The organism is Opitutus terrae PB90-1, assembly GCF_000019965.1.
Classification (GTDB): Bacteria; Verrucomicrobiota; Verrucomicrobiia; order Opitutales; family Opitutaceae; genus Opitutus; species Opitutus terrae.
Map to the genome: position 1 here is coordinate 1194649 of NC_010571.1, position 24387 is coordinate 1219035.

At 66.6% G+C, this 24387-nt stretch carries 19 protein-coding genes; 9 read left to right on the top strand and 10 right to left on the bottom strand.

Features of this window, described 5'->3' with window-relative positions:
* Nucleotides 1–2: 2 nt before the first annotated feature.
* Complete coding sequence (locus OTER_RS04900; RefSeq protein WP_148218008.1) at nucleotides 3–959, top strand: hypothetical protein; 957 nt, start codon at nucleotides 3–5, stop codon at nucleotides 957–959.
* Between the two features lie 483 nt (nucleotides 960–1442).
* On the opposite strand, the gene OTER_RS04910 is transcribed toward OTER_RS04900, so the two are convergent.
* Complete coding sequence (locus tag OTER_RS04910) at nucleotides 1443–3365, bottom strand: DUF5060 domain-containing protein (RefSeq protein WP_148218009.1); 1923 nt, start codon at nucleotides 3363–3365, stop codon at nucleotides 1443–1445.
* A 302-nt stretch (nucleotides 3366–3667) separates the two neighbouring features.
* On the opposite strand from OTER_RS04910, the gene OTER_RS04915 reads away from it, so the two are divergent.
* Both OTER_RS04915 and OTER_RS04920 read left to right on the top strand, forming a co-directional pair.
* Nucleotides 3668–4408: a hypothetical protein gene (locus OTER_RS04915; RefSeq protein ID WP_012373801.1), complete on the top strand. Its 741-nt coding sequence runs from the start codon at nucleotides 3668–3670 to the stop codon at nucleotides 4406–4408.
* A gap of 256 nt (nucleotides 4409–4664) precedes the next feature.
* A complete protein-coding gene (locus OTER_RS04920; protein ID WP_012373802.1) occupies nucleotides 4665–5264 on the top strand; it encodes a hypothetical protein in 600 nt (199 codons plus the stop codon).
* A gap of 122 nt (nucleotides 5265–5386) precedes the next feature.
* Here the strand turns inward: OTER_RS04920 and OTER_RS04925 are convergent, their stop codons facing one another.
* A complete protein-coding gene (locus OTER_RS04925) occupies nucleotides 5387–8185 on the bottom strand; it encodes a M16 family metallopeptidase (protein WP_012373803.1) in 2799 nt (932 codons plus the stop codon).
* A gap of 124 nt (nucleotides 8186–8309) precedes the next feature.
* Between OTER_RS04925 and OTER_RS04930 the strand changes: the two genes are divergently transcribed.
* The 3 genes from OTER_RS04930 to OTER_RS04940 all read left to right on the top strand — a co-directional run bounded on the left by OTER_RS04930 (nucleotide 8310) and on the right by OTER_RS04940 (nucleotide 11526).
* A complete protein-coding gene (locus tag OTER_RS04930; protein WP_148218010.1) occupies nucleotides 8310–9374 on the top strand; it encodes a sensor histidine kinase in 1065 nt (354 codons plus the stop codon).
* Nucleotides 9371–10099: a LytR/AlgR family response regulator transcription factor gene (locus tag OTER_RS04935; RefSeq protein WP_012373805.1), complete on the top strand. Its 729-nt coding sequence runs from the start codon at nucleotides 9371–9373 to the stop codon at nucleotides 10097–10099. The genes OTER_RS04930 and OTER_RS04935 overlap by 4 nt, the downstream gene beginning before the upstream one ends.
* 89 nt (nucleotides 10100–10188) lie before the next feature.
* Nucleotides 10189–11526, top strand: coding sequence for an SMP-30/gluconolactonase/LRE family protein (locus tag OTER_RS04940; protein ID WP_012373806.1), 1338 nt, complete (start codon nucleotides 10189–10191; stop codon nucleotides 11524–11526).
* Nucleotides 11527–11667: 141 nt separating this feature from the next.
* On the opposite strand, the gene OTER_RS04945 is transcribed toward OTER_RS04940, so the two are convergent.
* Nucleotides 11668–13086, bottom strand: a complete 1419-nt coding sequence (locus tag OTER_RS04945) for a nitronate monooxygenase (protein ID WP_012373807.1) — start codon at nucleotides 13084–13086, stop codon at nucleotides 11668–11670.
* Between the two features lie 346 nt (nucleotides 13087–13432).
* On the opposite strand from OTER_RS04945, the gene OTER_RS23715 reads away from it, so the two are divergent.
* A complete protein-coding gene (locus tag OTER_RS23715) occupies nucleotides 13433–14284 on the top strand; it encodes a rhomboid family intramembrane serine protease (protein ID WP_012373808.1) in 852 nt (283 codons plus the stop codon).
* A 9-nt stretch (nucleotides 14285–14293) separates the two neighbouring features.
* Here the strand turns inward: OTER_RS23715 and OTER_RS04955 are convergent, their stop codons facing one another.
* Both OTER_RS04955 and OTER_RS04960 read right to left on the bottom strand, forming a co-directional pair.
* Nucleotides 14294–14731: a DUF3795 domain-containing protein gene (locus tag OTER_RS04955; protein WP_012373809.1), complete on the bottom strand. Its 438-nt coding sequence runs from the start codon at nucleotides 14729–14731 to the stop codon at nucleotides 14294–14296.
* 152 nt (nucleotides 14732–14883) lie between these two features.
* Nucleotides 14884–15903, bottom strand: a complete 1020-nt coding sequence (locus tag OTER_RS04960) for an SDR family oxidoreductase (RefSeq protein WP_012373810.1) — start codon at nucleotides 15901–15903, stop codon at nucleotides 14884–14886.
* A gap of 292 nt (nucleotides 15904–16195) precedes the next feature.
* Here OTER_RS04960 and OTER_RS04965 point away from each other — a divergent pair, with 292 nt between their 5' ends.
* Nucleotides 16196–16921, top strand: coding sequence for an acyl-[acyl-carrier-protein] thioesterase (locus OTER_RS04965; RefSeq protein WP_012373811.1), 726 nt, complete (start codon nucleotides 16196–16198; stop codon nucleotides 16919–16921).
* A gap of 144 nt (nucleotides 16922–17065) precedes the next feature.
* Here the strand turns inward: OTER_RS04965 and OTER_RS04970 are convergent, their stop codons facing one another.
* Nucleotides 17066–18376 (bottom strand): hypothetical protein, encoded by a 1311-nt coding sequence (locus OTER_RS04970; protein WP_012373812.1) that lies wholly within the window; start codon nucleotides 18374–18376, stop codon nucleotides 17066–17068.
* Nucleotides 18377–18496: 120 nt separating this feature from the next.
* Here OTER_RS04970 and OTER_RS04975 point away from each other — a divergent pair, with 120 nt between their 5' ends.
* Nucleotides 18497–19705 carry a glycoside hydrolase family 5 protein gene (locus OTER_RS04975; RefSeq protein WP_012373813.1) on the top strand — a complete coding sequence of 403 codons (1209 nt, stop codon included), beginning with the start codon at nucleotides 18497–18499 and terminating at the stop codon, nucleotides 19703–19705.
* Between the two features lie 277 nt (nucleotides 19706–19982).
* Here the strand turns inward: OTER_RS04975 and OTER_RS04980 are convergent, their stop codons facing one another.
* The 4 genes from OTER_RS04980 to OTER_RS23720 all read right to left on the bottom strand — a co-directional run bounded on the left by OTER_RS04980 (nucleotide 19983) and on the right by OTER_RS23720 (nucleotide 24280).
* A complete protein-coding gene (locus tag OTER_RS04980; protein WP_012373814.1) occupies nucleotides 19983–20636 on the bottom strand; it encodes a DUF2959 domain-containing protein in 654 nt (217 codons plus the stop codon).
* Nucleotides 20637–20880: 244 nt separating this feature from the next.
* Nucleotides 20881–21693 (bottom strand): M48 family metalloprotease, encoded by an 813-nt coding sequence (locus OTER_RS04985; protein WP_012373815.1) that lies wholly within the window; start codon nucleotides 21691–21693, stop codon nucleotides 20881–20883.
* The gene (locus OTER_RS04990; RefSeq protein ID WP_012373816.1) at nucleotides 21690–22172 is read right to left on the bottom strand and encodes a hypothetical protein; all 483 of its coding nucleotides are present in this window, start codon (nucleotides 22170–22172) and stop codon (nucleotides 21690–21692) included. Before OTER_RS04990 ends, OTER_RS04985 begins: the two co-directional genes overlap by 4 nt.
* Nucleotides 22169–24280 (bottom strand): adenylate/guanylate cyclase domain-containing protein, encoded by a 2112-nt coding sequence (locus tag OTER_RS23720; protein ID WP_012373817.1) that lies wholly within the window; start codon nucleotides 24278–24280, stop codon nucleotides 22169–22171. The genes OTER_RS04990 and OTER_RS23720 overlap by 4 nt, the downstream gene beginning before the upstream one ends.
* Nucleotides 24281–24387 lie beyond the last annotated feature (107 nt).

Sequence of the window (24387 nt, forward strand, 5' to 3'; positions counted from 1 at the left end):
TCTTGGCGCTGCTCCTGTTGTCTTTCGCGCTGCGCGCCCAGCACCTGACGGGTTCCTACGGCGTGGCGCACTCGCCCGACCTCGGGCGCTCGAGCTATACCTGGCAGCTGGACTACCGGCAGAACTTCGCGCAGCAGCTCGCGTGGTCCGCTGCGTGGATCAACGAGGGACATTTTCCGGGACATCATCGCGATGGGGTCACGGGCCAGCTCTGGTGGCGCACGGCGTTTCTCGACGGCCGGCTCGTGCTCGCACTCGGCGGGGGCCCCTACCATTTTTTCGACACGCAGAATCAGCCCGGTGGTGACTCGATCATCTCGCGCGGCTGGGCGCCCATCGGGAGCGTCTCGCTCAACTATCATCCGGTGGCGCGGTGGTTCCTGCGCGCAACGGCGAACACGATTCGACCAAAGGGCGACGACGTGACGATGAACACGTTCGCGCTGGGCGTCGGTTACCGGCTGTGGGACGAGCCGAAAGCCATCGGCAAGACCGAGCGGGACCCGGAAGTCGCCGTGCGCCGCTCGCTGGATCACGAGCTGACGCTGTATGGCGGACGCACCATCGTGAACGCGTCGGTGGGCGAGGGCGCCACGGCCGTGTCGCTGGAATATCGACGGCACCTCACGCCCGCGATCGATTGGACGCTGTCATGGCTCAACGAGGGCGATCCCGAGGCGGTGCGCCGGCAGGGACTAACCACGCAGCTGTGGTTGGGCCGCCGGTTTTGGAACGAACGGCTCGTGCTCGGTTTCGGCGGCGGCATTTATTACGCCGTCGATCGCGAACGCGCAGATCCCCCGGCGGACGATCCCGAAAACCTGATGCCGATCGTGTCGCCGACCATCGGTTACCGTTTCGGCGAGCGCTGGATCGCCCGGTTCGTATGGCACCGCGCGATCAGTGACTATCACCGCGACTCCGACGTGTTCCTCGCCGGCATCGGCCGCCGCTGGTGAATTTCGCGCGGCACGCGATCGCGATGCGCCGCGAGCCTCCGTTGTTGGCCGCACCCGCTGCAGCCAGCGAGAGAGCCGGGATCCATTTTCACGTATTACGTGAAAATAGCCGTCGCCCAGGCTGCGCTGACAAACGGCTTCAGGAGAGAATGGCGCGCCTCCGGCGGTGGCGGATTCTGTTGCGGCCCGTGCCGCGGCGACGATGCGCCTCCGGAGCCAATTTCACGTAATACGTGAAATTGGTTCAGACGAAAAGGGACGCGGAAAAGGAGGAGCGCCAGAGCGTGGGGCGCTGCAGGCTGTTCGGAACCGTTGGAAAACCGCGGCCGCGGATCGGTGCGGCGGATCCGGCGGATTTGCCGCGTGATTCGCGCATAGGGTCGGCGCTCGTCGCCGGCTCGGAAAGCCTGCGCCGAGCTGTGCTCGGTCGCGGCGGCCGGCAAGCGGCAGCCCTACAACTCACCGGGTTGCTTCCGGTGGTTGCTATTCCAGGCGGAGGAGCTTTGCGGCCCAATCGGCTGGATCGGCCGAATCGGCGCCCCGCGCGGGAAACTCGGGCGTTGGGATGACGCCCGTCGCATCGACGGTGATCTCCTGCCGCGCGAGCCAGTCGCCGGTGCGCGGGTTGAACCACGTCCAGCGATAACGGGCGGCGGGCGTGAACCCACCCAACTGCGCCCGCGCGGCCCGATTTTCGAAATAAAGGAGCGCGAAGTCGCGCGCCGCCGTCCGCATCATGAACGCCCAGCCATCGAGTCCCTCGTCGAGCGGGTTGACGGTTTTGCGCGTCGACACATCCATGGCGGCGAGCTGGAGCTGCTGGTAGCGATCGCCCTCGGAGAGCACGAAGTCGCGCAGGTGCTGCATCTGCGCGCCGGACTCGTAGCGCAGCGCCGTCCAGAGGTGGGGTCGCCAGCCGGCGGGCTCGCCGGTGCTGGTGAGATCGTAAGCGGCGGTGCCGTGCACGTGACCGGCCAATCCGCCCGACAGCACCGAGCCATACATCATTGCGCGCGCGAAATAGTTGTCGCGCGGCGAATTTTCGTCCGGCGTTTCGCCGCCGGGCCGGTTGATCGCGTGATTCCAGCCGGTGTAGTAGGGCTCGAGGTTCGCGGCCGGGTAGGCGGGCGTGAGCCGGAAAATTTCCTCGAGCGACGCATAGATCGCGTGATTGCGCGGCTTGTTTCCGACGGTGTGCATCGTCAGCCACGGACAGCTATCGGCATGGCCGAAGGCCTTGTAGGTCGAGGTATCGATCAACGTCGTGTAGGGCTGGCCGAACGGCAGCGGGCCGTAGATTTTCCAGTGGTAAGTGAGTGCGGCGTTAAACTCGTCGGCGGTGAGGCTGTAATCCTTCGGGATCCAGTCGAGGTGGATGCCGCTGAACACGAGGTTGAAGGCGCCATAGCGGGCGATCAGATACTGGACGAAACGCGCGTAGGACTTGTTGAAATCAAAATAAGCCTTCCAGCCGGGCCCGTGATCGCGGCGGACGGTTTCAAGGAACGGCACGAAGCCCTCGTCGGCGAGGTGCCTCAGCTTGCGATCGAGACTGCGGAAATACGCGGGGTTGATTCGATCGTAATTCGCGAGGCCTTCGCGTTCCGGGAACACTTCGAACGGTCGGTTGCCCTGTTCGTCCGCCATGTCTTTCGCCGTCGTGGTCGCGCCATCCGCCGTGGTGATCGACGCGTTGGGCGCCCAGTGGCCGAATTTTTCCCACGCGTTGCGCAGGAAAACGCCGTCCTTGTTCTTGTAGGTGGCGCCATACTGGTCGGCGTCCCAGTTCGGAAAGGCCGCGATGAAGCTGACCGAGTTGAACCCCTGCCGCTTTCGCCAGGCGACCGCTTCCTCGAAGCTGATTCCTGGGCCGGGCACGTAGTCGGCGGCGGCGGCGAAGCCCTTCCACGGCAATCGCCACGTCGACGCGGCCAGCCAGGTGTCGCCCACGAGGAAGAACGGCGTGCCGTCGGCGTAACGCAGCGCGTGGCCATTGCCGGCGGTGCGCACGAAGCCGCGCCGGTTGGCGTTCTCCGCTTTCTCGGCGTCCGTCCACCCGACGGCGCGCAACTTGCCGCCGCCGTTGTTCAGACCGGCGTCGCCCGATTGGTTCGAACCCGAGCGCCACGTCCACTCCCCGGGCGCAGTGGCGACGAACCGCACGCGAAACGTCTGCCCGCCGTCCCAGAAGCCGTAAACCCGCCGGTCGAATTCAGGGCCTTTCAACTCGATCCACATCTCCACCTCGGCGTAGGGATTCGCGTAGTCGCGCGCGGCTTGGAACATGATTTCCTGCGGTTCCCAGACGTGCACCTCGCCGGACTGGAGGCGCGCCTGGGCGCGGCTGGCGAGAACGAACACGGCGGCGAACCACAGGACGAGGCGGAGGAGGAGCGGAAAACGCATGACGGGGTGGGGATGAGACAAACTGAGAAGCCAGACGCGGCCGATGGCAAAACGGATCATCCGGTGAGCGCGTTTCTCGTCGCGAACACGTTCCCCAACGTATCACGTAGGGAGTGGCACTTCCCTCAAAGGAAGCGGCCGACGATCACGCACTACGTGACGCTTCGCCGGAGGGAGAACTGCAGCGAAACGGGGTGGACGCCTGGCCCGCGGCCGAGGTGGACGCTTGCTCAGCCGCGGAGGTGCGCGAGCTGAAGTTTGCGGGAAACTTGCAGCCATCACCGAGGGTCGGATCGTGACGGATGACTTTCTTCCGGCGCCCACCCGCCTTCAGCATTCTCCGCCATTTTGTGCTGTTGATCCTGCCGCTGGCATTGTCGGGCGCAGTCACCGCACCGGTGACGGTCGAAATTGCGCCGGCGAAGATCGAGCGACGAACATTTGATCCGAAGCATCCGCCCGCGGGGATGCCGAAGCTGACGCCCCCGGAGGTCGGCACATGCGTTTACCAGTTCGCGTGCAGCACCGAGGCACAGGCGGAAGGAGCGTGGCTGGGCAAACAACCGGCGCACGTGACCGAGATCGCGCTGCGGGCGACATTGACCGTGACCTTGTGGACGCCGGCGGGCGGACCCGCGAAAATCCTCACGCATGAGGAAGGACATCGCGAGATCTGCGAATACTACTATGATCAGGCCGAGCAGATCGGGCGAAGGCTGGCGCAACGCGTCCTCGGCGTCGCGCTGCACGCTCGCACCAAGCCAGCGATGACGGCGGAACTGGACCGGCTGCAGAAGGGCGTCATCCGCGAGTTTCTGGAGGAAACCGCGACGCGGTGCGATTTCGCTCAGGCGCGGTTCGACGCGATCACCGAGCACAGCATGAATCCGATCGCAGAGAACGTTGCGATCGTGCGGGCGATCGCGGCCGAGGAAGCATCGTACGCGCAAACGCGCGGCGGGCCGGGTGCGCGGCCCGCGTCGGGTGCGGGCGCGGCGGCGGCGACGGGACGGTTTCCCCCCACCCGACCCAACGCACGCTGAGTTTTTGCGAGAAAGGTAGCCGGGCTCGCCGGGCTACAGCCCAGGCCCACGTCGCCGGCTGCAATGTTGCGGTGGCGCGAACAGGTCATTCACTGCGGGCGCCAGCCGGCGACGCGGGGAAGCGCTGATTCGAATTCCGGGGAAACCCGCTCTGCTTTTGGCTCGAAGCGATGGCTGGCGGCGGCTGCTATCGGGCTGTTCTGAACAGCGCTGCGGCAGCCAGGCCGTCGCGGCGAAACCCAACCCTCAACACATCATGTCTTCTTCGTTTACCCGGTCGCTTTGTGTCGTGTCTTGCGCCTTCGGACTCCTCGCCAGCACTTCCGTGCTGCGCGCCGATGACGTTACGGATTCGATCGACGAAGCGGTGAAGGCTTACAAGGCCAATGACTACGCCACCGCGGCGCAGTCGCTCGACGCGGCCGCCCAGCTGATCCGCCAAAAACGCGCCGATCAGTTCAAAGCGCTGCTGCCCGACGCCCCATCCGGCTGGCAGGCCGAGGATGCCACCGCGCAAGCGGCCGCGGCGGCGATGTTCGGCGGCGGCGTCTCAGCCGAGCGCCAATACAAGAAAGGCGACGCGACGATAACGGTGAAGCTGATCACCGATTCCCCCATCATGCAGGGCGTGCTGATGATGATGGGCAACCCGATGTTCGCGAATGCCGACGGCGGGAAGCTCGAACGCATCAAGGGCCAGAAAGCGATCTTCAAGAACAAGGATGGCAGTGGTTCGGTGAACGTGGTCGTCAACGGCACGCTGCTGGTTCAGATCGAGGGCTCGGATGTCACCGATGCGGATCTGCGCGCGTTCGCCGAGGCGATCGACTACGGCAAGATCAGCCAGCTGCTATAAACCGGGAAAGGCGAGTCGGGAGCGGAGAGCTGAGGGACTTGCGCCAGGAGTGCGACGTCCGGCGGCTCGACGGGTGACTGGATGTCGACTTAGCCGCACCAGTCACGTGTGCGCGAGCTCCCTCAGGGTGTTTTCTCCGGCGCCGCGGTGAACACCGAGGCGCGCTCAGCCGGTAATACTTCAGCGGCGAGCGCGCTGATATCGCTCGCAGTCGCCTGTTCGAGATCAAGCACGCGCTGGCGCGGCCGCTCGAGTTCCTCGGTTTGGCTCTGGGCCGCAGCCACGGCCATCCCGAGCCAGTAGCCGTTGCTGCGGAGCTGCACCGGTGCATCCAGCAACCGCGGCTGGCGCGCGCGCTCGAACTCCTCGGCCGTGGCGCCGTCACGGGCCAGTCGGTCGGCGATCCGGCGCGTGGTCTCTGCGATCCGCGCCACATCCGCCGGCTCGCAGACCAACGCGGCGATCAGATAGCCGGTGTCACGCCGCACATCGCTCCGCCAGAGCTGGCAACTGGCGGCGTAGGTCGCGCCGAGTTCGCCCCGGATCTCCTGCATGAGTCGATTGCGGAGCACGTCGGCGAGCAATTCGAGGTGGTGTTCGACGCGCACGCCGCGCGGCGCAGGCACGCTCCACGCCAGCTGAACGGCGGCCTGTCGCACGGTGGCGGGGATCGTTTCATGGGTGGGCGGTAGCTGCGGGAGGAAGCGCACCGGCCGCGGCACCGGGCCGGGTTCGCGGCGCGGCAAACAGCCGAGCGTCCGACTCGCCAGCTGCACCATCGCCTCCACGTCGAAATCGCCGACGATCCCGATCTCGAGCGGCGCGTGTTGCAGCTGCGGTTCGAACCAGCGGCGGAAGTCCCGCACCGTATAGCGCAGGACCTCGCCCGGCCGCGGCAGCCGGTAGCGTGAATCGCCGCCGGTCAGCAGTTCCTGCCGGCGAGCCGTGAGATAGTTGCCCGCGTTCCGGAGGGTTTCGTCGAGTTGCGCCACGATCCGCTGCTGCACGACCGGGAGATCACTGGCCCGCCAACCCGGATCGGTGAACTGGGCCGCCAAGAGCTGCAGCAATCGCTCCGCGCCCGCGCGATCGCTGACTCCGGCGATGTAGAAGGCCTCTTCGCCGGTCGTGATCGACAGCGACGACAGCTGGCCCGCGGCGAGTTGCCGCAGAGCGTGCTGGTCATGGCGACCGAGTCCGAAAACGGTCACGCCGTGTTCGACGAATGCGCGCAGGCCGGGCAGCCGGCCCGGCTCGCCGGCGGCACCGGTGCCGAATCGGCCGCCGTAGACGATCCGCCCCGCTTCGAACGGCGTCGACTTCAGGTTCAAGCGGACGCCGTTGGCGAACCGGATCCGGTGAAGGTCGAGGTCGCCGACGTGATCGCGGGCGACGATTTTGCCCGGCCGGCCGAAATCGGTGTAAGCGAAGTGCACGGGCGCGGCCGGCCGCGGAGCCTTCACCGGGGTCTGCGCACTGCGGCGAAACACGGCGGCGAATTGCTCGGCCGGCCGCGCGAGCGTGAACGGGCCGGAGGCGAACAACCGCGGATGTCCCGGACCCCACGCGTGGCGGAACACCTCCAGGCATTCTTCCGGCGTGGCACGCTCGACCGCCGAGAGTGCGATCTGCTCGAGCTCGACCCCGGCCAGAAACACCCGATGAGCAGCGATGCTCTCCGCCAACGCGTCGGCATACGGTTCGGAAAGGAGCGTGCGTTCCGCGGTCGCCGCGTGCTGCAAAAGCGCGCGGGCGCGTTCGCGGGACAGTTCGATCTCCGCCGGCGTGAAGCCATGCAGCAGCGCCCGGCGCCGCTCCTGCTCGAGCCGCTCGACGGCCGCGCGCCACTCGCGCGGGCTCGTGTCGATCCTGAGCAGCGCCTGTTGAAACACCGGACCGCTGCTGTAGCTGGCGCTGGCGTGGAGCAGCAGGGCTGACTCACGGCGCTGGAGGAGATCCAGCCGGCGGTTCAACGCATCAAACGCCATCGTGCGCAGCAGCATTTCCTGCACGCTGGCGCGCGTGTCCACCGGCAGCACCGGCGCGATCGACGCGAGCAGGAAGCTTGCGGCTCCGGCCGCGTCGGTGGAGGGCTCGACGCCGACCACGAGCGCGTCGGGATTTGTCAGTGGGCCGAGGTTCACAACCGGCGCGGCCTCGGCGCGCGCGGGCAGGCTCCCAAACGCAGTGGCGATCTCGCGGGCGACGGCGGCGGGCTCGATCGCCCCGACCGCGACGACGACGAGGTTCTCCGGCCGATACCATGTTTCATAGAATCGCCGCAGTTCCGCGGCGGTCGCGGTGCGAATGCTTTCCTCGGTACCAAAGGCCGACGGGTCGGTGAGTGGGCCGGCGGGAAACAGGAAACGCATGAACGCCGCGTGCGCGCGCTGCGAGTGACTGTCGCGCGCGCGTTTCTCGATCAGGATCACGTTGCTCTCGCGCGCCACCTCGGCGGGGTCGAGCATCATGCCGTCCGCGAACTCGCGCAGCACGCCGAGCCCCAGCCGCAACCGTTCGGGCGTGGGCTGCGGCAGATCGAGCCGGTAGATCGTGCGATCGGTGTGGGTGTGCGCGTTGACGTCCGGTCCGCGCGCAAGTCCGGTTTGCTGCAGCGTCGCATGCAGCGTCTGCCCGGGATAAAGGCGTGTGCCGTCGAAGGCGAGGTGTTCGACGAAGTGCGCGTAGCCGCGCTGCCGCTCGTTCTCGTGCATGCTGCCGGCGAGGACCAGCAGCCGCAGGCTCACGCGTTCGGCCGGCTCGGCGTTGGGTGCGACGGCGTAGCGCACGCCGTTGTCCAACCGCCCCCACGTGACCGCGGGGTTCACCGGCAGATCGCTGACCTCGTGCGGCCACGGCCGCGGCTGGCCGTGCGCGCTCAACGCCGCGCAGCCCAGTGCCCACCAAAAAATCCACCGCATCGCCACAGGCTCAAAAATCTGCTGCTGCGCAGACGAGTCACGCCGAAATGCCCATTCACCGTCGATTCCGTCCGCTCATCGATTCGGACGGGCGTTTCGCCCGCGGGCGTGCTACGGATCGATCGTGACGATTACCAGGAAGTGCGTGCTGATGCCGTCGGTGCTCTTCGTGGCGTGGGCGCTGTGGTGCCTCGGCAGCATCGTCACCGGGGCGATGAAGGGACCGATGGCGCTCGATTGGGCGCTGCACGGCACGACGGTCTTTTGCGCGCTGGGGTTCCTGATCACGGGATTGATGTTCATCGGGTACGACTCGATCCGCCCGCGGCCCGGGCTCGGTGGTTATATGCTGCTGGTGCCGCTGCTCTGTTTCGTGGCGGCGTCCTGGTGCGACTTCCTGGCCGGGCTCACGCGCTGGGCGATCGGCTGGCAGCCGAATTTCAACCCGTCAATCAAGTTCATGTTCCTCGCCGGTGGCGTGCAGAACGGGGTCAGCTTTCTGCTCTTTTCCGGGATCTATTTTGCCATCGACCACTGGCTGCAGGCCGGCGAGCAGCGGGCGAAGGTCCGCGCGGCCGAGGCTGCGGCCCAGCAGGCGCAACTGCAGATGCTGCGCTACCAGATCAACCCGCACTTTCTGTTCAACGCCCTCAACGCGATCCGCGCGATGATCCTCGAAAATCCGTCGCGCGCGCGGGAGATCACCACGGAGCTTTCCGAGTTTCTGCGTTATTCGCTCGATGGCTGCGGCACCGAGAGCACGGTCGACGCGGAGATCGCGGCCATCGAAAACTACCTCGCGATCCAGCGGATTCGGTTCGAACACAAGCTGGAGGTGACGCTCGTCGTCGATCCGGCGGCGCGACCCTGCACGGTGCCGTGTTTCCTGATCCATCCGCTGGTGGAAAACGCGGTGAAGTATGGCATGGACACCAGTCCTCTGCCGCTGCGGCTGGAGATTCGAGTGGCGCACCAGGAGGGTGATTTGATCGTTCGCGTGTCGAATACCGGCCGGTTGGTCCCGGCGCCCGAGAGCCACGGCACCGGCACCGGGCTGCGCAACGTCGGCCAGCGGCTGGCCCTCACGTTCCCGGGCCGCCACACGCTCAGCCTCGTGGAGCGCAACGGCTGGGTGCACGCGGAAATCCGCGTCAACGCGCCGCAGCCGCCGCTCGCTCCCGCTTCATGAACCCGCATCGCGCCCTCATCGTCGACGACGAGCGGCTGGCCCGTCGCGAACTCGCCTATCTGCTTGCGGACCACCCGGAGATCGAGGTGGCCGCCGAAGCCGGCTCCGTCGGCGAAGCTGCCGCCGCGCTGGAACGCCTCCGGCCCGAGCTTTTGTTTCTCGATATCCAGATGCCCGGCGAGAGCGGTTTCGATCTCTTCGAACGCGCCCGCGTAACCGCGCGTGTGATCTTCGTGACAGCGCACGATCAGTTCGCGTTGCGTGCGTTCGAGGTGAACGCGCTCGACTACCTGATGAAGCCGGTGAATCCGGCGCGGCTGCGCGTGGCGGTCGACCGTTTTCTGGGTCGCGGCGCGCCGCCGCCGGGACCGAGCGCGGGCCGGATCAATTACGACGATTCGGTTTTCGTTACGATCGATCAGGCGCCGCGGTTCATCGCGGTGGCGTCGATCGCGTGCATCCTGGCGGAGGGCGACTACACGCGGTTGATCAGCACGACGGGTCCGATCGGGCTCGTGCTGAAACCGATGAAGGAATGGGAACAGTTGCTGCCCGAGCGGCATTTCGCGCGGATCCAGCGGTCCGCGATTGTCAACTGCGCGCACGTGGCGCGGTTCGAGCCGTGGTTCAACGGCGCGATGCAGGTGCACCTGAAAGCGCTGCCCGAGCCGCTGACGATGAGCCGGCGCTATGCGCGACAGTTCCGCGCGAAGTTTGCCGTTTAGCCGAGCCGGACCGCATCCACCGGCGAGGCGAAAGGCAGTCGATTGACCGCGGCGGTCGGACATTTCGCGCCACCTATTTCAACTCTCCCATGCTGCTTCAACCCCGCTTGTCCTTTCTCCCGCGACTGACCGCGATGGCGCTTCTCGTCACGATGCTGGCAACCCTCGGCGCCCGCACGCGGGCGGAGTCTCAGGTTCCGTTCGTTGCGCCCGACACGGTGCCCGGGCTGGTGATCGACTGGTCGCTCTCACCGACGCTGCGGCCCTCCGCGCTGGGGCCCGAGCGCTATCTGGAGGGCAAGGCCGCAGCTGCGATCGAGTGGCTGCCGGTCCGGAGCGATGCTGCGGGACTCGTGGAACTCACGCGATTCCGCACGCCCAACGCGCAGGGTGGATCGAAGATCTGGGCTCGCGCGCTCGTCACCGCGGAGCGGAGGGAGGTCCGGCCGTTTGCGCTGCGTTTTCGCGGCGACCTCGGCGTGTATCTGAACGGCCAGAAACTTTTCCACGGCCAGCGCGACGGCGCGGCAAACGAGAAACCCGACACGCTCTATTTGTCGCTCGAAGCGGGAGACAACGAGCTGGTGCTGATGGCGACGGAGCAATCGGGCGGCTGGAGTTTCACGGTTCGCGATCAGAGCGCGATCTTTCGCGCCCCGCAGCTCGCGCCGGTGTGGGAACATCAGGGCCGCTTGCCGGCGCCGGAGAGCGTCGCGCACGATCCGAAGCGCGGCATGCTCTACGTCAGCAACTTCGCCGGCAACTCGATCGCGAAACTCGCGATGAACGGCGACGTGCTGGCGCGGGATTGGGTGAAAGACGTCGACCGCCCCACGGGGCTGAAGCTGCACGGCGGCCGGCTCTATGTGGTCGCGCGCGGCGCGATCGTCGAAATCGACCCGGAGACCGGGATGGTCGTCACGCGCACGCCGATCGCAGGCGCCGTGTTTCCGAACGATCTCGCGATCGATGCCGATGGCGCGATCTACGTGACCGACACGTTTAAGAACTGCATTCACCGCCTCGCGGCAGGCAGGTCCGAGGTGTGGCTCGAGGGTCCGGCTGTGGCCCAGCCCAACGGCATCCTGGTCGAGCGGGCGCGGCTCCTCGTCGGGGTGACTGCCGATGCCGCCATCAGGGCGGTCGACCTCGCGACCAAGGCGGTGACCACGCTCGTGACGGTCAGCCGTCCGGCGAACATGGACGGGCTCACCAGCGATGGCGCGGGCGGCTACTTGTTCTCCGACTACTTCGGCCGGCTCTACCACGTGGACGCAGCCGGTCGTCCGATGCTACTCCTCGACCGTCGCGGGCCACGGCAGTTCTGTGCGGACTTCGAGTATGTGCCGAGCGAGCGACTGATCATCATACCGTCGCTCTACGATGATCGCGTCACCGCGTATCACTGGGGGCCGGCTTCAAACTAGCCCGGAGATTTCACGAGATTCGTGAAATATCCGCCCTGCGGGCCGACTTTGTCGGGGCTAGCCGCGACAAGGTCGCTCCGCCGCAGGCGGACGGAAATTTCGCACGGAGCTTCACTCCTGTTCATGAAATTTCCGGGCCAGCTACGTCGCGCCGCGAAGATAGTTCAACACGTCGGCGGCCGAGTAGGATTCGGCGTCGGGACGCATCAGTCGGTGCAGCTCGGTCAGCTCGTTGCCGGCGGTGACGATCGCCGGCTCGCGCACGCCGTCGTGGATCTGCGCGAACCCGACGGTGGCCGCGAGGCCGTTGCAGAGGCACTTGCGGCCAACCGTGTCCGCTTCCTTGCCACCCTTGCGCACATAATCTTCCACGCGCTCGGCGGCGCAGCGGTAACCGACGGTGCCATCGTCCTTGCGATAAGCTTGACGCAGAAAGCCGAGATCGCAGCGCCGCTCGCGCGCCGCATACACGCCCGCCTCGGACATTGTGCCCGGCAGCCCGACCACCTTGAAGGGAAAGCCGGTGGGCGACGCGAACGGATCGGTGAACACCTGCAGGCCTCCGGCGCGACTCGCGCGGATCACGTCGAGCTTCAAGGCGGGATCGACTCCCGACTCGTCGCAAAACGCGAACGCCGTGCCGACCTGGATGCCGGCGGCGCCGAGCGCCCGCGCCTGCGCGAGCTTGGCCGGACTGGCGTACGAACCGGCGAGCCAGAAGGGCAGTCCGAGTTCGCGGATCTTCTGCAGCTCCGGAACATCACGCGGCCCGTAGACGGGTTCGCCGCTGGCGCTCAATTGCAGGGCGCCGCGCGGCGGCGCGTTGTGCCCGCCGGCGATTTCGCTCTCCACCACGAATCCGTCGACCTGGCCGGAGGATTTCTTGGCCAGGGTCATCGCGAGCGTGGCCGACGCGACGATGGCGAGGAAGAAGGGCCGGCGCAGCGCGGTCGAAAAACCATCGCAGAACGCCGCCGGATCGAACCGCGCCGACCAGTCTTCGCCCGCCACCGCGCCGGCGACGTCGATCTTCAATTCGGCGGGCTGGCCGGCGGCGAGGCGGTCGAGCACGCCCGGAATCGCGCGGGGAATGCCGGCGCCCATCAGCACGTAGTCGACCTTCGCCAGCATCGCGCCGAACAGCGCGGGGAGCGTCGGCAGCTGCACCTTTTCGAGCAGGTTGATCCCGACGTGGCCGGCGTGGCCCTCCTTCGCGAGGAAGACCTCGACGAAACTACCGGCGACCGTCAGCTCGTTCGAGCGGGCGGTGGCGTTGAGCGTGGGCATCGGGACGGAGCGGAACGGCGTGTCGGTGGGTTTGCCGCCGGGCACGAAATATTCGGCCATCAATCGCTCGGCGACGGCCGGGACGGGAAAGGCCTGGAGCGCCCGGCGCATGTGGCCGCCGGCATCGCCCAGCTGGAGCCTGCGCGCCAACGCGATGCCGAGGGCGGTGCCCGAGACGACACCGAGTTCGCCGAGCCGCGAGACGGCCTTGGCCAGGCGCCAGTTCGACACGGCGATGCCCATGCCGCCCTGAATAATTTCCGGATGCTTCATGTGAGAAGCGCAAAGGGAGTGGCTCCGGCTCGACGACACCATTGCCGCCCAAACAGAACTGTGCTCGTCGCAGGGCACCGTTGCCTCGCATCGAGAGGCCTCGCTCGGCCCAACGCGCGCGGGGGACCATGCCGGGCCCGCGCCCGCGCGGAAAGCACGAAGTGAGGTTTTCGACGGCCGCGCCACTCGAACGCGGGCGCATTGCACTTTTTTGACGTGGGCGGGACCTTCGGCGACAGGCCACCGGCACCCGGCCGTGGGTTTGCAAGAAAGTGAAGGCCTCCTTCGAGCGCATCGCAGGCGATTCGCGGTGGAAGAAACAGCCGGGTGCGGCTAGCTTGGCGCCATGCCGCTTGCGTCCGAACCGTTCGCCGAGTCCGCCGAGGATCGCACCCCGACGGATCTGGTCGAGGTCGGCGTTTATCGTTCGTCGGGCGAAGGGTTTCAGCACGGGCTGGTCGCGTTGGCGCTCGGGCGGCCGTTCTGGCTCGTGCCGGCGGAGCAGGGCTACCGGTTGATGGTTGAGTCCGAACCGGCGGCGCTCGTGCGGGAGCAACTCGCATGCTTCGACCGCGAAAGTGCGAGCTGGCCGCCGCGGGCGGAACCAGTCCCGCGGACGATGCAACGGACGGATTGGCGGACGCCGCTGCTCTGGGCGGCGGTGACGGCGGGGGCGTTTCGGACGCAACTCATTGATCCCGGCTGGACCGAGCGCGGGGCGCTCGATGCGGCCGGCGTGTGGGAACGCGGCGAATGGTGGCGGCCGGTTACCTCGCTGTTCCTGCACGGCGACATCGCGCATCTCGTTTCGAACGCGCTCAGCGGGATCTTCGTTTTTTCCGCGGTGCTCACGGTGTTTGGGCGGATACGCGGCTGGCTGCTGCTCGCCGCGTCGGCGGTGCTGGGCAACGTCATCGCGGTGACGGCGCATCGCGCCGACGACTATCGCTCGATCGGCGCGTCGACGGCGGTGTTCGCGGCGCTGGGTTTGCTCACGGGCGGGGCCGTGCGGCGCGTGATGCGCGGGCGCACGACGGAGCGCTGGCGTGCGGTGTTCGCGCCGTTGGCCTCGGGATTGGTCGTGCTCGCCCTGTTCGGTGCCGGCGAGGTGCACATCGACGTGGTCGCGCACACCACGGGCTTCGTGGCGGGTGTCGCGCTCGGTTTGGCCGCCGGGCCGGTGTTGCCCCGAGCGTGAGAGTTCAGCTCAGGCGACCGTCACCATGCCGGCGGCGACGTAGTCTTTCTGCCATTGCTCGACCTGCTGCTTGAACTTCGGCCAGTTCTTCCAGAGCTCCTTCTCGCAGCGGACGAGTTCCTGGCACTGGATGCAGCTGTCGAATCCGCGCTTCATGGCGCAGACGCGCACGGTGCATCGCTGCTGCATCACGTTGAGCGACTGCTTTTCCGTCGGCTTGCAGCCGTGGCAGAAACACAGCGCCGGGTCGTCGATGCCGTGCTTCTGTTTCCATTGCCATTTCTCATGCACCGCCTTCATCGCGGCCGGATCCTGCGCCTGCGTGGCATGGTAAAGCTCGCAGCGGTCGTCGCAGATCAATCCGCAGTAAGCGCGGGACTTCAGGTCAGGCAGCTTTTCGGTCGGTTTATCTTCCGCGGTCGCGGCCGCCGCTTGAAGGCTGCGCATGATCGCCGCGCCGCACGCGCAGGCCAAACCGAGTTGGCCGCACCGTTTCAAAAACTCACGCCGGGGTAGCTGGGGAGTCATGACGCCGGCATAACGCCTGCGCGTCGCCCAACCCTTCGGTTGTCGCACGTCGATCTCGCGCGCCGGGCCGGTCACGCGAACTCGCGCTGCGCGGCGGAGAGTCCGCGCTCGTAGGCGGCGATCAGCCGGTCCCACGTGGCGTCGAGCGTGGTGTCGACCGACTGCCGTTGCGGCTCCGCGTCAAACCAACGCAACGTCCGCGCGATGCCGTCGCGGTACCGGGTGGTCGCGACGAAATCGGGCACGAAGCGCTTGATCTTGCTGTTGTCGAACACGGCGGAGTGCGACTTGTCGCCGAGCAACGAGCCGACGTACTCCGGCATGCATGCAGCCAGGAAATCCGACGCGATGTGCACCAGTTTCGGCTGCGGCACCCCTGCAGCCTCAGCGGTTTGCTGGTAAATCTGGTTCCACGTCAGCGCTTCGTCCGAGGTGATATGAAACGCGTGGCCGATTGATCCCGGGTGGCCCAGCAAGCCGACCAGCCCTTTGGCGAAGTCGGTGTTGTGCGTGATCGTCCAGAGCGAGAGCCCGTCGCCGGGCGCGATCAACGGCTTCCCGGCCCGCAGCCGCGCGATCGCCGTAAAACTTTGTGTCCAGCTGTTGATGGCGAGCGGGATGTTGGTGTCGCCGTAGGTGAGCGACGGCCGGACGATCGTGATCGGAAAAGCCTGCTCGCGGTAAGCGCGCAGCAGCAGTTCCTCGCAGGCAATCTTGTTGCGCGAGTATTCCCACAGCGGATTGGCCAGCGGCGTGGACTCGGTGATCAGGTAGTGGCTGAGCGGCTTTTGGTACGCACTGGCCGAGCTGATGAAGACAAACTGCCCGACGTGGCCGCGAAACAGCGCGAGCCGCTGCTCGAGATCGGCAGGGGTGAACGCGACAAAGTCGACCACGGCGTCCCACTGCCGACCCGCCAGCGCCGCGGCCACGCTGGCTGGTGCGGCGAGATCGGCGGTCAACTGTTGCGCGCCGGGAATCGCTTCGCGCCGCGAACGGTTGAGCAGCGTGACCTCCAGGCCTCGGGCGAGCGCGAGCTGCGTGCAGGCGGTGCTGATGATGCCGGTGCCGCCGAGGAAGAGGATCTTCATGGATCCGGACTGAACCACGAAATCCGCGAAACACACGAAATAATCCGGCCATAGATCGATGCCACAAGTGAGCAGCGATCCCGCAGGGAAACCATCGGAACAACCGCGATCCGTAACCACGGATAACACGGATGAAATCACGAGCCATAGGACGACCGCTTCCCTCCGTGTTCATCGGTGTGATCCAAGGTCGGTTCGGAACGGAGCGAGCTGCGACTCTCGTTCCGGGATCGCGCAGGCATTGACCGCGCCGCGGCGATCCGGGATCGTCGAGGCCGACTGCGCATCGATCATGCCCGAGAAACTCACCCTCAACGCGTCGGTGCTTTACGCCGACGTGGACCGCACCGAAGTGCTGCTGTTGCGCGGCGTGTTCAAGTTCCTCCAGGAGGCAGCGATCACGCACGCGAACCAGTTCGATCTCGGTTCGCGCGCGATGGCGACCCGTGGCGAATCCTGGGTGCTGAACCGAATGGCGGTCGCGGTGCACCGCTACCCGCGTTACGAGGAGACGATGCGGATCGAAACGTGGTCGCGCGGAATCAAGGGGTTCAAAGGCTACCGCGAGTTTCGCGTCTTCGACGCGCAGGGCGCGCCGCTTTTCTCCGGCTCGTCGCTCTGGCTGTATGTGAACATGCGCACCAAGTCGATCATCCGCGTGCCCGCTGAGCTCGCGGCAGAGTTTCCGAAGCGCGACGACGGCGCGTTTTTCCCGGAGCTGGAGTCGCTGGAATTCGCGCCGCCGGCGGCGGACGCGCGCCGCGTGCCGATCGCGATCCGCTATTCGGACGTCGATGTGAACGCGCACGTGAACAACACCGCGTATCTGGATTTCCTGCAGGAGGCGCTGGCCCGCGCTGGACTGTCGCCGCGGCCGCAAAGCATCCGGATCAAATACGCCAGGGCCATTCCGGCGGAAGCCGAGACCGTCCGCGTGGCGATCGAGCCCCGCGGGACGGGCGCGGCATTTGCGATCGAAGATCACGATACCATTTTCGCGATTGGCGAAGTTGATTAGCGCTTGGCCCGCGCGAAGCGGGTAGCGAGCCGAAAAATAGCCGGAGGCAAGCGGGACCGTCCGGATCGCCGAGATTTCACTCGACGTTCGATGGTCGTGCTGGCCCGCCCGGTGGTCGGGCCGTACCTTTTTTGAACACCGCTACTAGCCTTTGGGCGCAGTGCCGGTCGCCGGGGGAGGAGTCGCGGGTGGCGTGCGCACGCCGGTGGGCGGAGTCGGCGTGAGCATGCGCATCCAGGAGCCTCCGTACTGCTTGTAAGCCTCGAAGCCCTTTTCCCCGAGGAGCGGCTGCAGCGTGGCGGTTGCCTCCTGCGCGAGCCCGGTCATCTGCGACGCTCGATCGGCGCCGGACAAACTGCGGTTGGCGCGGATGGCGCCGGCGCGCCGCTGGATGTCCTGCTGCACGGCGGCGATTTGCGGCACAATCGTTGTCGGCAGCTCGTAGCGCGCGACCACGCGGTTGATCATGTTGTAACGCGGATCGGTGGCCTGGGTCAGTGCGGCCAAGCGTTCGGGCGTGAGCGAGCCGGACGCCGCCTGCAGAAACGCGGCTTGCCGCTGCTGCATCTGCTCGGCCGAGGTGACGCCGGTCGTCGCGCCGAACTGATCTTCCGTGCTGCGGGCGGCGCGGAACAGCGCGCGGAATTCGTCTTCCGTCGGCTTGAAAGTCGTCAGCTGTTGCCGGAGCGTTTGCGCGGTCGAGCTCGACCGCAGTTCGTAGTTTTCCAGTTCGGTCGTGGTGAGAATCTGGGCGAGGTCGCCGCGCATTTCCTTTTCGAGGTAGGCCATTTTCTGGCGGTCCTCCGGCATGAGCAGACCGTTGGCCTCGGTGAAAATCTGCGAACGGAGTTCGTTGTAGTCCTGCGCGATCTGCTGCATCTGCTCCGCTTTTTGCGGCGAGACGTCGCCGAACTGCCGGCGCCGATAGTAGTCGCCGGTGGGGCCCTCTCGATCGGCATCTTCGCCCAGCAACTCCTTCATCCGCTCGCTCTCCTCCTGGCGCAGCTGGCGGTAGGCGGACATGAACTGCGGGTCGAGCCCGAAGCGATTGCCGGTCCAGTACGGCGGTTCCTTGATGCCCGCAACGAGCGCACGCTGGCGCGCGGCGTAGTCCTCGTGCAAGCGATAGCCGACGATCGAGCGCAAGAGCCAGGAGGGACAGCCTTCCGCGCGGAGCCGCGTAACCAGCTCTTCGAGGCTACCGGTGCCGAGATCGCGCCAACGGGTCGTCGCGAGGTCCGTCTCGTGCCGGTCGTTTGGTGCTCCGGAAGCTGGATCGGCCGCGGTGGTGGCGACTGATTGGGTGCCGCGGGCAGAAGTAGCCGGCGCGGAACCCGGCCGGTGATCGACCGACACGGTCGGAGCCGACGAGACGGAATCGAGTCGCACCATCGCGACGACCAGCGCCGCGTTGACGACGAGCGAACCTGCAAGCACGAGCGGTAACGCTTTCATGGGGTGGAGAGCGGCTTATGACACGGCGGCCGTTCGTGCAATTAATTTGGATCAGGAGCGCCACGGGCGTCGTGCGTCCACGAGCTGGCGTTTGCGCCCGCCGCGGGCAGGTTTGGGCGCATGCCCACTTCGCTGAACCGTCGGGAATTCGTGAAAGGTGTCTCGCTCGCGGCCGCCGCTTCGCTGCTCGATCTCACCCCGGCCGGCGCGGCCGAGCCGCTGCCCCAACCCTCGCCGCAGAAGCTCCCGCGCTGGCGCGGTTTCAACCTCTTGGAAAAATTCATCGCGAGCGTCCGCAACGAGCCGTTTCGCGAGGCGGACTTCGAGTTCATGGCCGAGTGGGGCTTCAACTTCGCGCGGGTGCCGATGTCGTATCGCTGCTGGTCCGATCCAAAGAACTGGCGGCAGATTCGCGAGCCGGTGATGCGTGAAATCGATCAGGTGGTGGAACTCGGCCGCCGCTACGGTGTGCACCTCAGCCTGAATTTCCACCGCGCGCCAGGTTACTCGGTCGACGCGTCGCTGCAGGAGCCGTTCAACCTGTGGACGGACGCGGAGGCGCTGGAGGCCTGCGCTTACCACTGGCGGCACTTTGCCGAGCGCTACAAACACGTGCCGAGCACGCAGCTGAGCTTCGACCTGGTGAACGAGCCCGGCTTCATGCGCGAGCAGGAGTTCCTCGACGACGCGACGTATTTCCGCGTAGCCAAAGCGCTCGTCGCAGCGATTCGGGCCGAGAGCCCGGAGCGGTTGATCATCGCGGACGGACTGAGCTGGGGCCGGATCCCGGTGCCGGCGCTCGCGGAGCTGGGCATCGCGCAGAGCACGCGTGGCTACGAGCCGATGCAGGTGAGCCATTGGAAGGCAGACTGGGTCGCCGGCTCCGACCAGTGGCCGGAGCCCACCTGGCCGCTGCCGGTGCGGGGCGAGGCGGTGGAACGCGAGCGGCAGGGCATGGCGCAGTTCAAGCAGGTGTTCCGCGACAATCCGATCGTGCAAAAGCTCGCCGACGATCCCGTGCTTGCGGGCGACTGGAATCGCGAGCGGATCGAGCACCAGCTCATCCGGCCATGGCAGGAGCTCGAGGCGCTGGGCGTAGGCGTGCACGTCGGCGAGTTCGGCGCGCACAACGCCACGCCGCACCCCGTCGTGCTCGGCTGGATTCGCGATCTGCTCGGCGCGTGGAAGAGCGCCGGCTGGGGCTACGCGATGTGGAACCTGCGCGGATCCTTCGGGGTGCTGGACAGCGAACGCGCCGACGTGCGCTACGAGAACTTCCGCGGCCACAAGCTCGACCGAAAGCTGCTCGAGCTGCTGCGGGAATTCTAGCCCGGGTATTTCATGAGATTCATGAAATATCCGCCCTCCGGGCCGACTCTGTCGGGGCTGAATTGCCGCCCCGACAAGTCGGGGCTCCGCCGCCGGCGGACGGAAATTTCGGACGGCGCTTCACTCCTGTTCATGAAATTTCCGAGCTAGATCGGAGCTGAGAGTCCAGAGCCAGACGGGATGAAAGTTGAGGGATGAGAGTTGAGAGTTGATCCGTGTCAGCGATCGACGGATCGAAACGCGTCTCAGCTCTCCGCCCTCAAGTCCCACCACCGGTTTACGGTGTGGCGTTCTCGCGGATGCTGCGGATGAACTGCTCCGCTTCACGGATCGACGCCTCCATGTCGGCGACGAGCCGTGTGATGTCCGCCTCGAGTTCGCGGTTGGTCGTGGTGAGCGAGGCGAGCGCGCGCGCGTTCAGGTTATGCTTCAGGAAGAGCACCTGGTCACGAAACGTCGCGAGCACGGGGTCCATCCGGTCGGCCGCGCGACGCATGACCGAGATCAGCTGATCGTAGCGCTCGCGGGTGCGGTCCAACTCGCGCTCGCTCTCGCGGCGGAGCGTCGCGTTCGAGTATTGCTTCAGCTCCTGCTTCCACTCGCGAAACAACGCTTCGGCGACGTCCTCGACCGCGGCAATCCGGTCGCGCACTTCCTTCGCGCGCTCCTCGCTGCGCTGGTATTCGCGGTTAAGAGAATCGTACTTGCGCTGGAGTTCGCCGCCGTCGATGCGGGTGACGGCGAGGAACTGATCCAGTGCGCTGGCGAACTGCTCCTTGGCCTTGTTCTGCGCGTCGCGCGTGTCCTCGACGCGATCCACGAGGATCTCGCGCTTCGCGATGCCGAACTTCTCCATCGCGCCGTAGTAGGCGGACGAACAGCCGGCGAGCAGCGCCACGGCGCAGGCGGCGACGAGCAGTTGGATTTTCATAGGCTTCTCGACCGCAAAACTATCGCCGAGTGCCCCCAAGGCCAGATCAACGTCGTCGCGCAGCAAAGGGCACGGAGTCAGAGCTTTCACGGGGATTGGTTGGAGTGGCGCAGCTTGCCTTCAAGCCGCTCGGAGCGCGTGGGGGCGACGCGCTCCACCTCATTCGTCGGGCCGTCACGAAGGCGGAGGTAAGCGCAGATGTAGCCTCAAGTCGGTGTCGCAAGGCCGGGCGCAGCGAGCCCGGCTACATCGGCCCCTCCTGCGGCAATCGAGCGATTCGCTCGCCGAGCGGCGGGTGAGTCGAATAGACCGGTGCTTCCTCCATCGGAGCTTTCTGCTGCAGCTGGGTGAGGACGCCCCGCAGCCCGCCCGGCGCATAGCCGACGGTCGTCGCGAGCTGGCGGCCGCTCTTGTCGGCCTCGAACTCCGTCTGCGGATCGAAGCCTTTTTCAAAAAGCGTGTTCAGCACCTTGTCGATCCCGAGGTCGAACTGACTGAGGTGCGCCTGCACCTGGGCGACGTCGCTGCTGCGTTCAGCGGCGAAATCCGCGGCGGTGTTCACGAACTCGGTTCGATCGATGATCTTCAACGCATGCCGGCCGGTGATGTGCGCGATCTCGTGCGCCAGCACCGCGGCGAGCGCGTGGTCGTCGTCGCATAGCTCGTAGAGCCCGCGGGTGATGAACACGAATCCGCCTGGCGCCGAGAAGCCGTTTACCGATGGTGAGTCGAGCACGCCGAAGCGCCACGCAAGCACCGGACGCGGCGAATAGTAGGCCAGCGCGTGACCGATCAGATTCACGCGGCGCGTGATCGCCTCGTCGCGGACCAGCCCGCCGTATTTTCCGATGATCTGCAGTGCGACCGACTCGCCGATGATCCGCTCTTCCTGCGGACCGATCGGCGCGAGCGCCTTGGCGCCTTTGCCGATCTTGTTCGCCGTGTCGACGACCTTGTTGAGATCGAGATTTTTCAGACTGAAACCGGCGTGCAGCAGCGCCGGGGCCGCAGCGCCGATCAGGAGCGCGAGTCCGGCGAGGAGAGGGCGACGTTTCATTGAAACTCTCCTTTCTTCTGCTCGCGCAGAAACGCCTGCAGGTCTTCGTCGCTGACTGCGCCCTCTTCCTGCAGCCAGTTGAAATCCTCGACCGCGCTCGCGAGTCCGTGCCGCTCGGAGTAACCTTCCGAGGCGGGTGTGAGCGGCCGCGCGGCGGTCGAGGCCGAAGTTTCGCTCGCGGCGATCGGCAGCCCGTCGAGCCCGCGAGTTTCGGAAGGTTTTTCCTCCGCGACATTGCCGGCGAAGACCCAGCCGGACTTTTTGCCCTCGCTCACGCGGAGCCACGCGCCCTGCACTTCCTGGATGGCGAGCTTGCGCGCGTAAGGCAGCTTGGTGACGGGCGCGGCGAGCATCTTCGGCTCGCTCAGCAGCGCGGTTTCAAAACGCTTGGTGAAGGCGACGCCGCCGGCGGAAAACGCCGCGGTCAGCGCGGCCGCCGCGGCGAAGAACAGCAGAAGTGCGGTAAGGAATCGGGTCATTTGGTGTCGAGGGTAACGATCGGCAGCCAATCGGGGGGAGGGGGATGCAGGGCGAACCGGCGGCTGTCGGCGAGCAGTCGACCGGTCATGAGATCATCGGGGATGAGCGAGCGGGCGGTTTCGAGCGCGGCCACAGCGTCCCGAAACCGACGCGCGGTGTAAAGCTCGTGGCCGCGGCCGTAGGCCTCGAGAAAGTGCTCCTCGTCGGGCGAGAGCTCGTCGGGCTCGCCCACGAGTTCGAACACCGGCACGGCGGCTTGTTTGCCTTTGACGCGCAGGGATGCCAGCGGACGCAACACCAGCCGGTTGCCCACCTGCCGGGCGGTGGCGGCGCCGACGAGGATGCGCGTGCCGAATTCCTTGTTCGCGCCCTCAAGTCGTGAGGCGAGGTTCACCGCGTCGCCGAGCACGGTGTAATTTTTTTTCCGCTCGGACCCGACGTTGCCGACGACCATCTCGCCGGTGTTCACGCCGATCCGCAGGCTCAGCGTGCGACCGTGCGTCGCCCGGAGGTGCGTGTTGCGTTCGGCAAGCAGCCGCTGTGCGGCGAGCGCGGCGCGACACGCCGCGAGCGCGTGATCCGGCAGGGTCTTCGGGACGCCGAACACCGCCATGACGGCATCGCCGATGTATTTGTCCACATACGCGCCATGCGCCATCAGGCAGTCGCTCGTCTGCTCGAGATAGCCGTTGACGAGCGCGAGCAGTTCCTGCGGCGAAACCTCTTCCGACAGATCGGTGAATCCGGCGAGATCGCAGAAGAACACCGTTGCCTCCCGGCGCTCACCGCCGAGTTGAATCGCCGCAGGATCGCGCACCAGCAGGTCGACCACCTCGGTGGCGACGTAGCTGCCGAACAGTGCCTTGATCTGCTGACGCCGCCGCCGCTCGGTCCAGAAGTTCTCCGCGACGACGCCGAGCAATCCGAGCGCGGCGGCGGCGACTGGCGTCGCCGGGGGGAGAAACCAGCCGGAGGAAAGACCACCGTAGGCTGCGACCAGTACCGCGCCCGCCATCGCAGCGGCAATCAGCACGGGAAGCAGGATGCTGGCGTGACGCGCGGCCAATGCCGCGAGTGGCGCGAGCAAGAGCATCGCAAGCGCCAGCGCGACCCATGCGGGCAACTCGCGCAGAAAACCGGCGCCGGCGAGATTCGCCCACGCCGTCCAGTGAAACAGCACGCCGGGTTCGAGCCCGCCGATCGCAAACGGTTTTTGGTCGAACGTGCCGGCGGCGTTGGAACCGACGAACACTATCCGATCGCGCACGGCGTCGAAGCCCGCGCCCTGCAGAGGAGGTTCGGCGACGATCGCGGCGGCAAGCGGCGTGGGACCGAATTCAGGCGCGGCCTCGGCCGCGCGCACGACCATCGGCAGTCCAGCGAGAATAAACCGGGCCGCTGACAGCACGGGAACGCGCTCGGGAAAACCGCGGAGCTGGTTCAGTCCACCGTGCCAGCGAAGCAACGCACCCAAATCGGAGTGCCGTGGCGGGGTTTCGTTGTAGGCCGGCGACGTTTCGGCCGCGGAAAACGCGACGGGATATCCCGCCGCCACGGCGGCGAGCGAGCCTTGCACGGGGTAGCGACGCAGCACACCGTCCGCATCGGTGATCGACGGCACCAGGCCGGTGCGTGGAACGGTGAAGCACGTCGGGTGGCCGAGCACGAACGCTTCGTCCCAGAACACGGGCATCTGCCGCTCGGTGCGGGCGAGGACCACGTTGGGCAGTCCGGCGGCGAGCCCGCCGAGCAGCGCGTCCTGTTCGCCCGCGGAGGAATGGTCGAGGAAAGTGAAGTCGAGCACGATGCGCTTCGCGCCCGCGCGCTCGAGGCCGGCGATCAGGGCGGCGAACGCCGCCCGCGGGGGCGGCCAGTTGCCCTCGAGTCCTTCCGCGCGGAGCTGATCGAGCGTGGCATCGTCGATCACCACGATTGCCGAGCCGTCGGGCGGCGGCGTGCTGCGCAACGGTCGACGACTCGCGAGGTCAAAGAACGCCCAGTCCAGCGTCGGCCGTAGCGGCGAGAAATGAAAGGCCACCAGCGCGACGGCGACCGGCAGCAGCCAGCGCCAGCGCAGAGCGAAGCCGGAGCTCGGGGTTTGGGGCACGCGACGATCAAGCCGAGATTCGCCGCGGCTCGCAAGAGCGCGATGCGCGGAGGAGCGCGGCTGATCGGCCCGAGAAAATGTCGAGATCAGGGGGATGCGACGTCCCT

Excerpts from the sequence above, each read along its gene's own strand:
- OTER_RS04935 (WP_012373805.1), top strand. The coding sequence starts at position 9,371 with ATGAACCCGCATCGCGCCCTCATCGTCGACGACGAGCGGCTGGCCCGT.
- OTER_RS04955 (WP_012373809.1), bottom strand. The coding sequence starts at position 14,731 with ATGCGCAGCCTTCAAGCGGCGGCCGCGACCGCGGAAGATAAACCGACC.
- OTER_RS04975 (WP_012373813.1), top strand. The coding sequence starts at position 18,497 with ATGCCCACTTCGCTGAACCGTCGGGAATTCGTGAAAGGTGTCTCGCTC.
- OTER_RS04920 (WP_012373802.1), top strand. The coding sequence starts at position 4,665 with ATGTCTTCTTCGTTTACCCGGTCGCTTTGTGTCGTGTCTTGCGCCTTC.
- OTER_RS04915 (WP_012373801.1), top strand. The coding sequence starts at position 3,668 with ATGACTTTCTTCCGGCGCCCACCCGCCTTCAGCATTCTCCGCCATTTT.
- OTER_RS23715 (WP_012373808.1), top strand. The coding sequence starts at position 13,433 with ATGCCGCTTGCGTCCGAACCGTTCGCCGAGTCCGCCGAGGATCGCACC.
- OTER_RS04970 (WP_012373812.1), bottom strand. The coding sequence starts at position 18,376 with ATGAAAGCGTTACCGCTCGTGCTTGCAGGTTCGCTCGTCGTCAACGCG.
- OTER_RS04965 (WP_012373811.1), top strand. The coding sequence starts at position 16,196 with ATGCCCGAGAAACTCACCCTCAACGCGTCGGTGCTTTACGCCGACGTG.
- OTER_RS04945 (WP_012373807.1), bottom strand. The coding sequence starts at position 13,086 with ATGAAGCATCCGGAAATTATTCAGGGCGGCATGGGCATCGCCGTGTCG.
- OTER_RS04990 (WP_012373816.1), bottom strand. The coding sequence starts at position 22,172 with ATGACCCGATTCCTTACCGCACTTCTGCTGTTCTTCGCCGCGGCGGCC.
- OTER_RS04960 (WP_012373810.1), bottom strand. The coding sequence starts at position 15,903 with ATGAAGATCCTCTTCCTCGGCGGCACCGGCATCATCAGCACCGCCTGC.
- OTER_RS04980 (WP_012373814.1), bottom strand. The coding sequence starts at position 20,636 with ATGAAAATCCAACTGCTCGTCGCCGCCTGCGCCGTGGCGCTGCTCGCC.
- OTER_RS04910 (WP_148218009.1), bottom strand. The coding sequence starts at position 3,365 with ATGCGTTTTCCGCTCCTCCTCCGCCTCGTCCTGTGGTTCGCCGCCGTG.
- OTER_RS04940 (WP_012373806.1), top strand. The coding sequence starts at position 10,189 with ATGCTGCTTCAACCCCGCTTGTCCTTTCTCCCGCGACTGACCGCGATG.
- OTER_RS04985 (WP_012373815.1), bottom strand. The coding sequence starts at position 21,693 with ATGAAACGTCGCCCTCTCCTCGCCGGACTCGCGCTCCTGATCGGCGCT.
- OTER_RS04925 (WP_012373803.1), bottom strand. The coding sequence starts at position 8,185 with ATGCGGTGGATTTTTTGGTGGGCACTGGGCTGCGCGGCGTTGAGCGCG.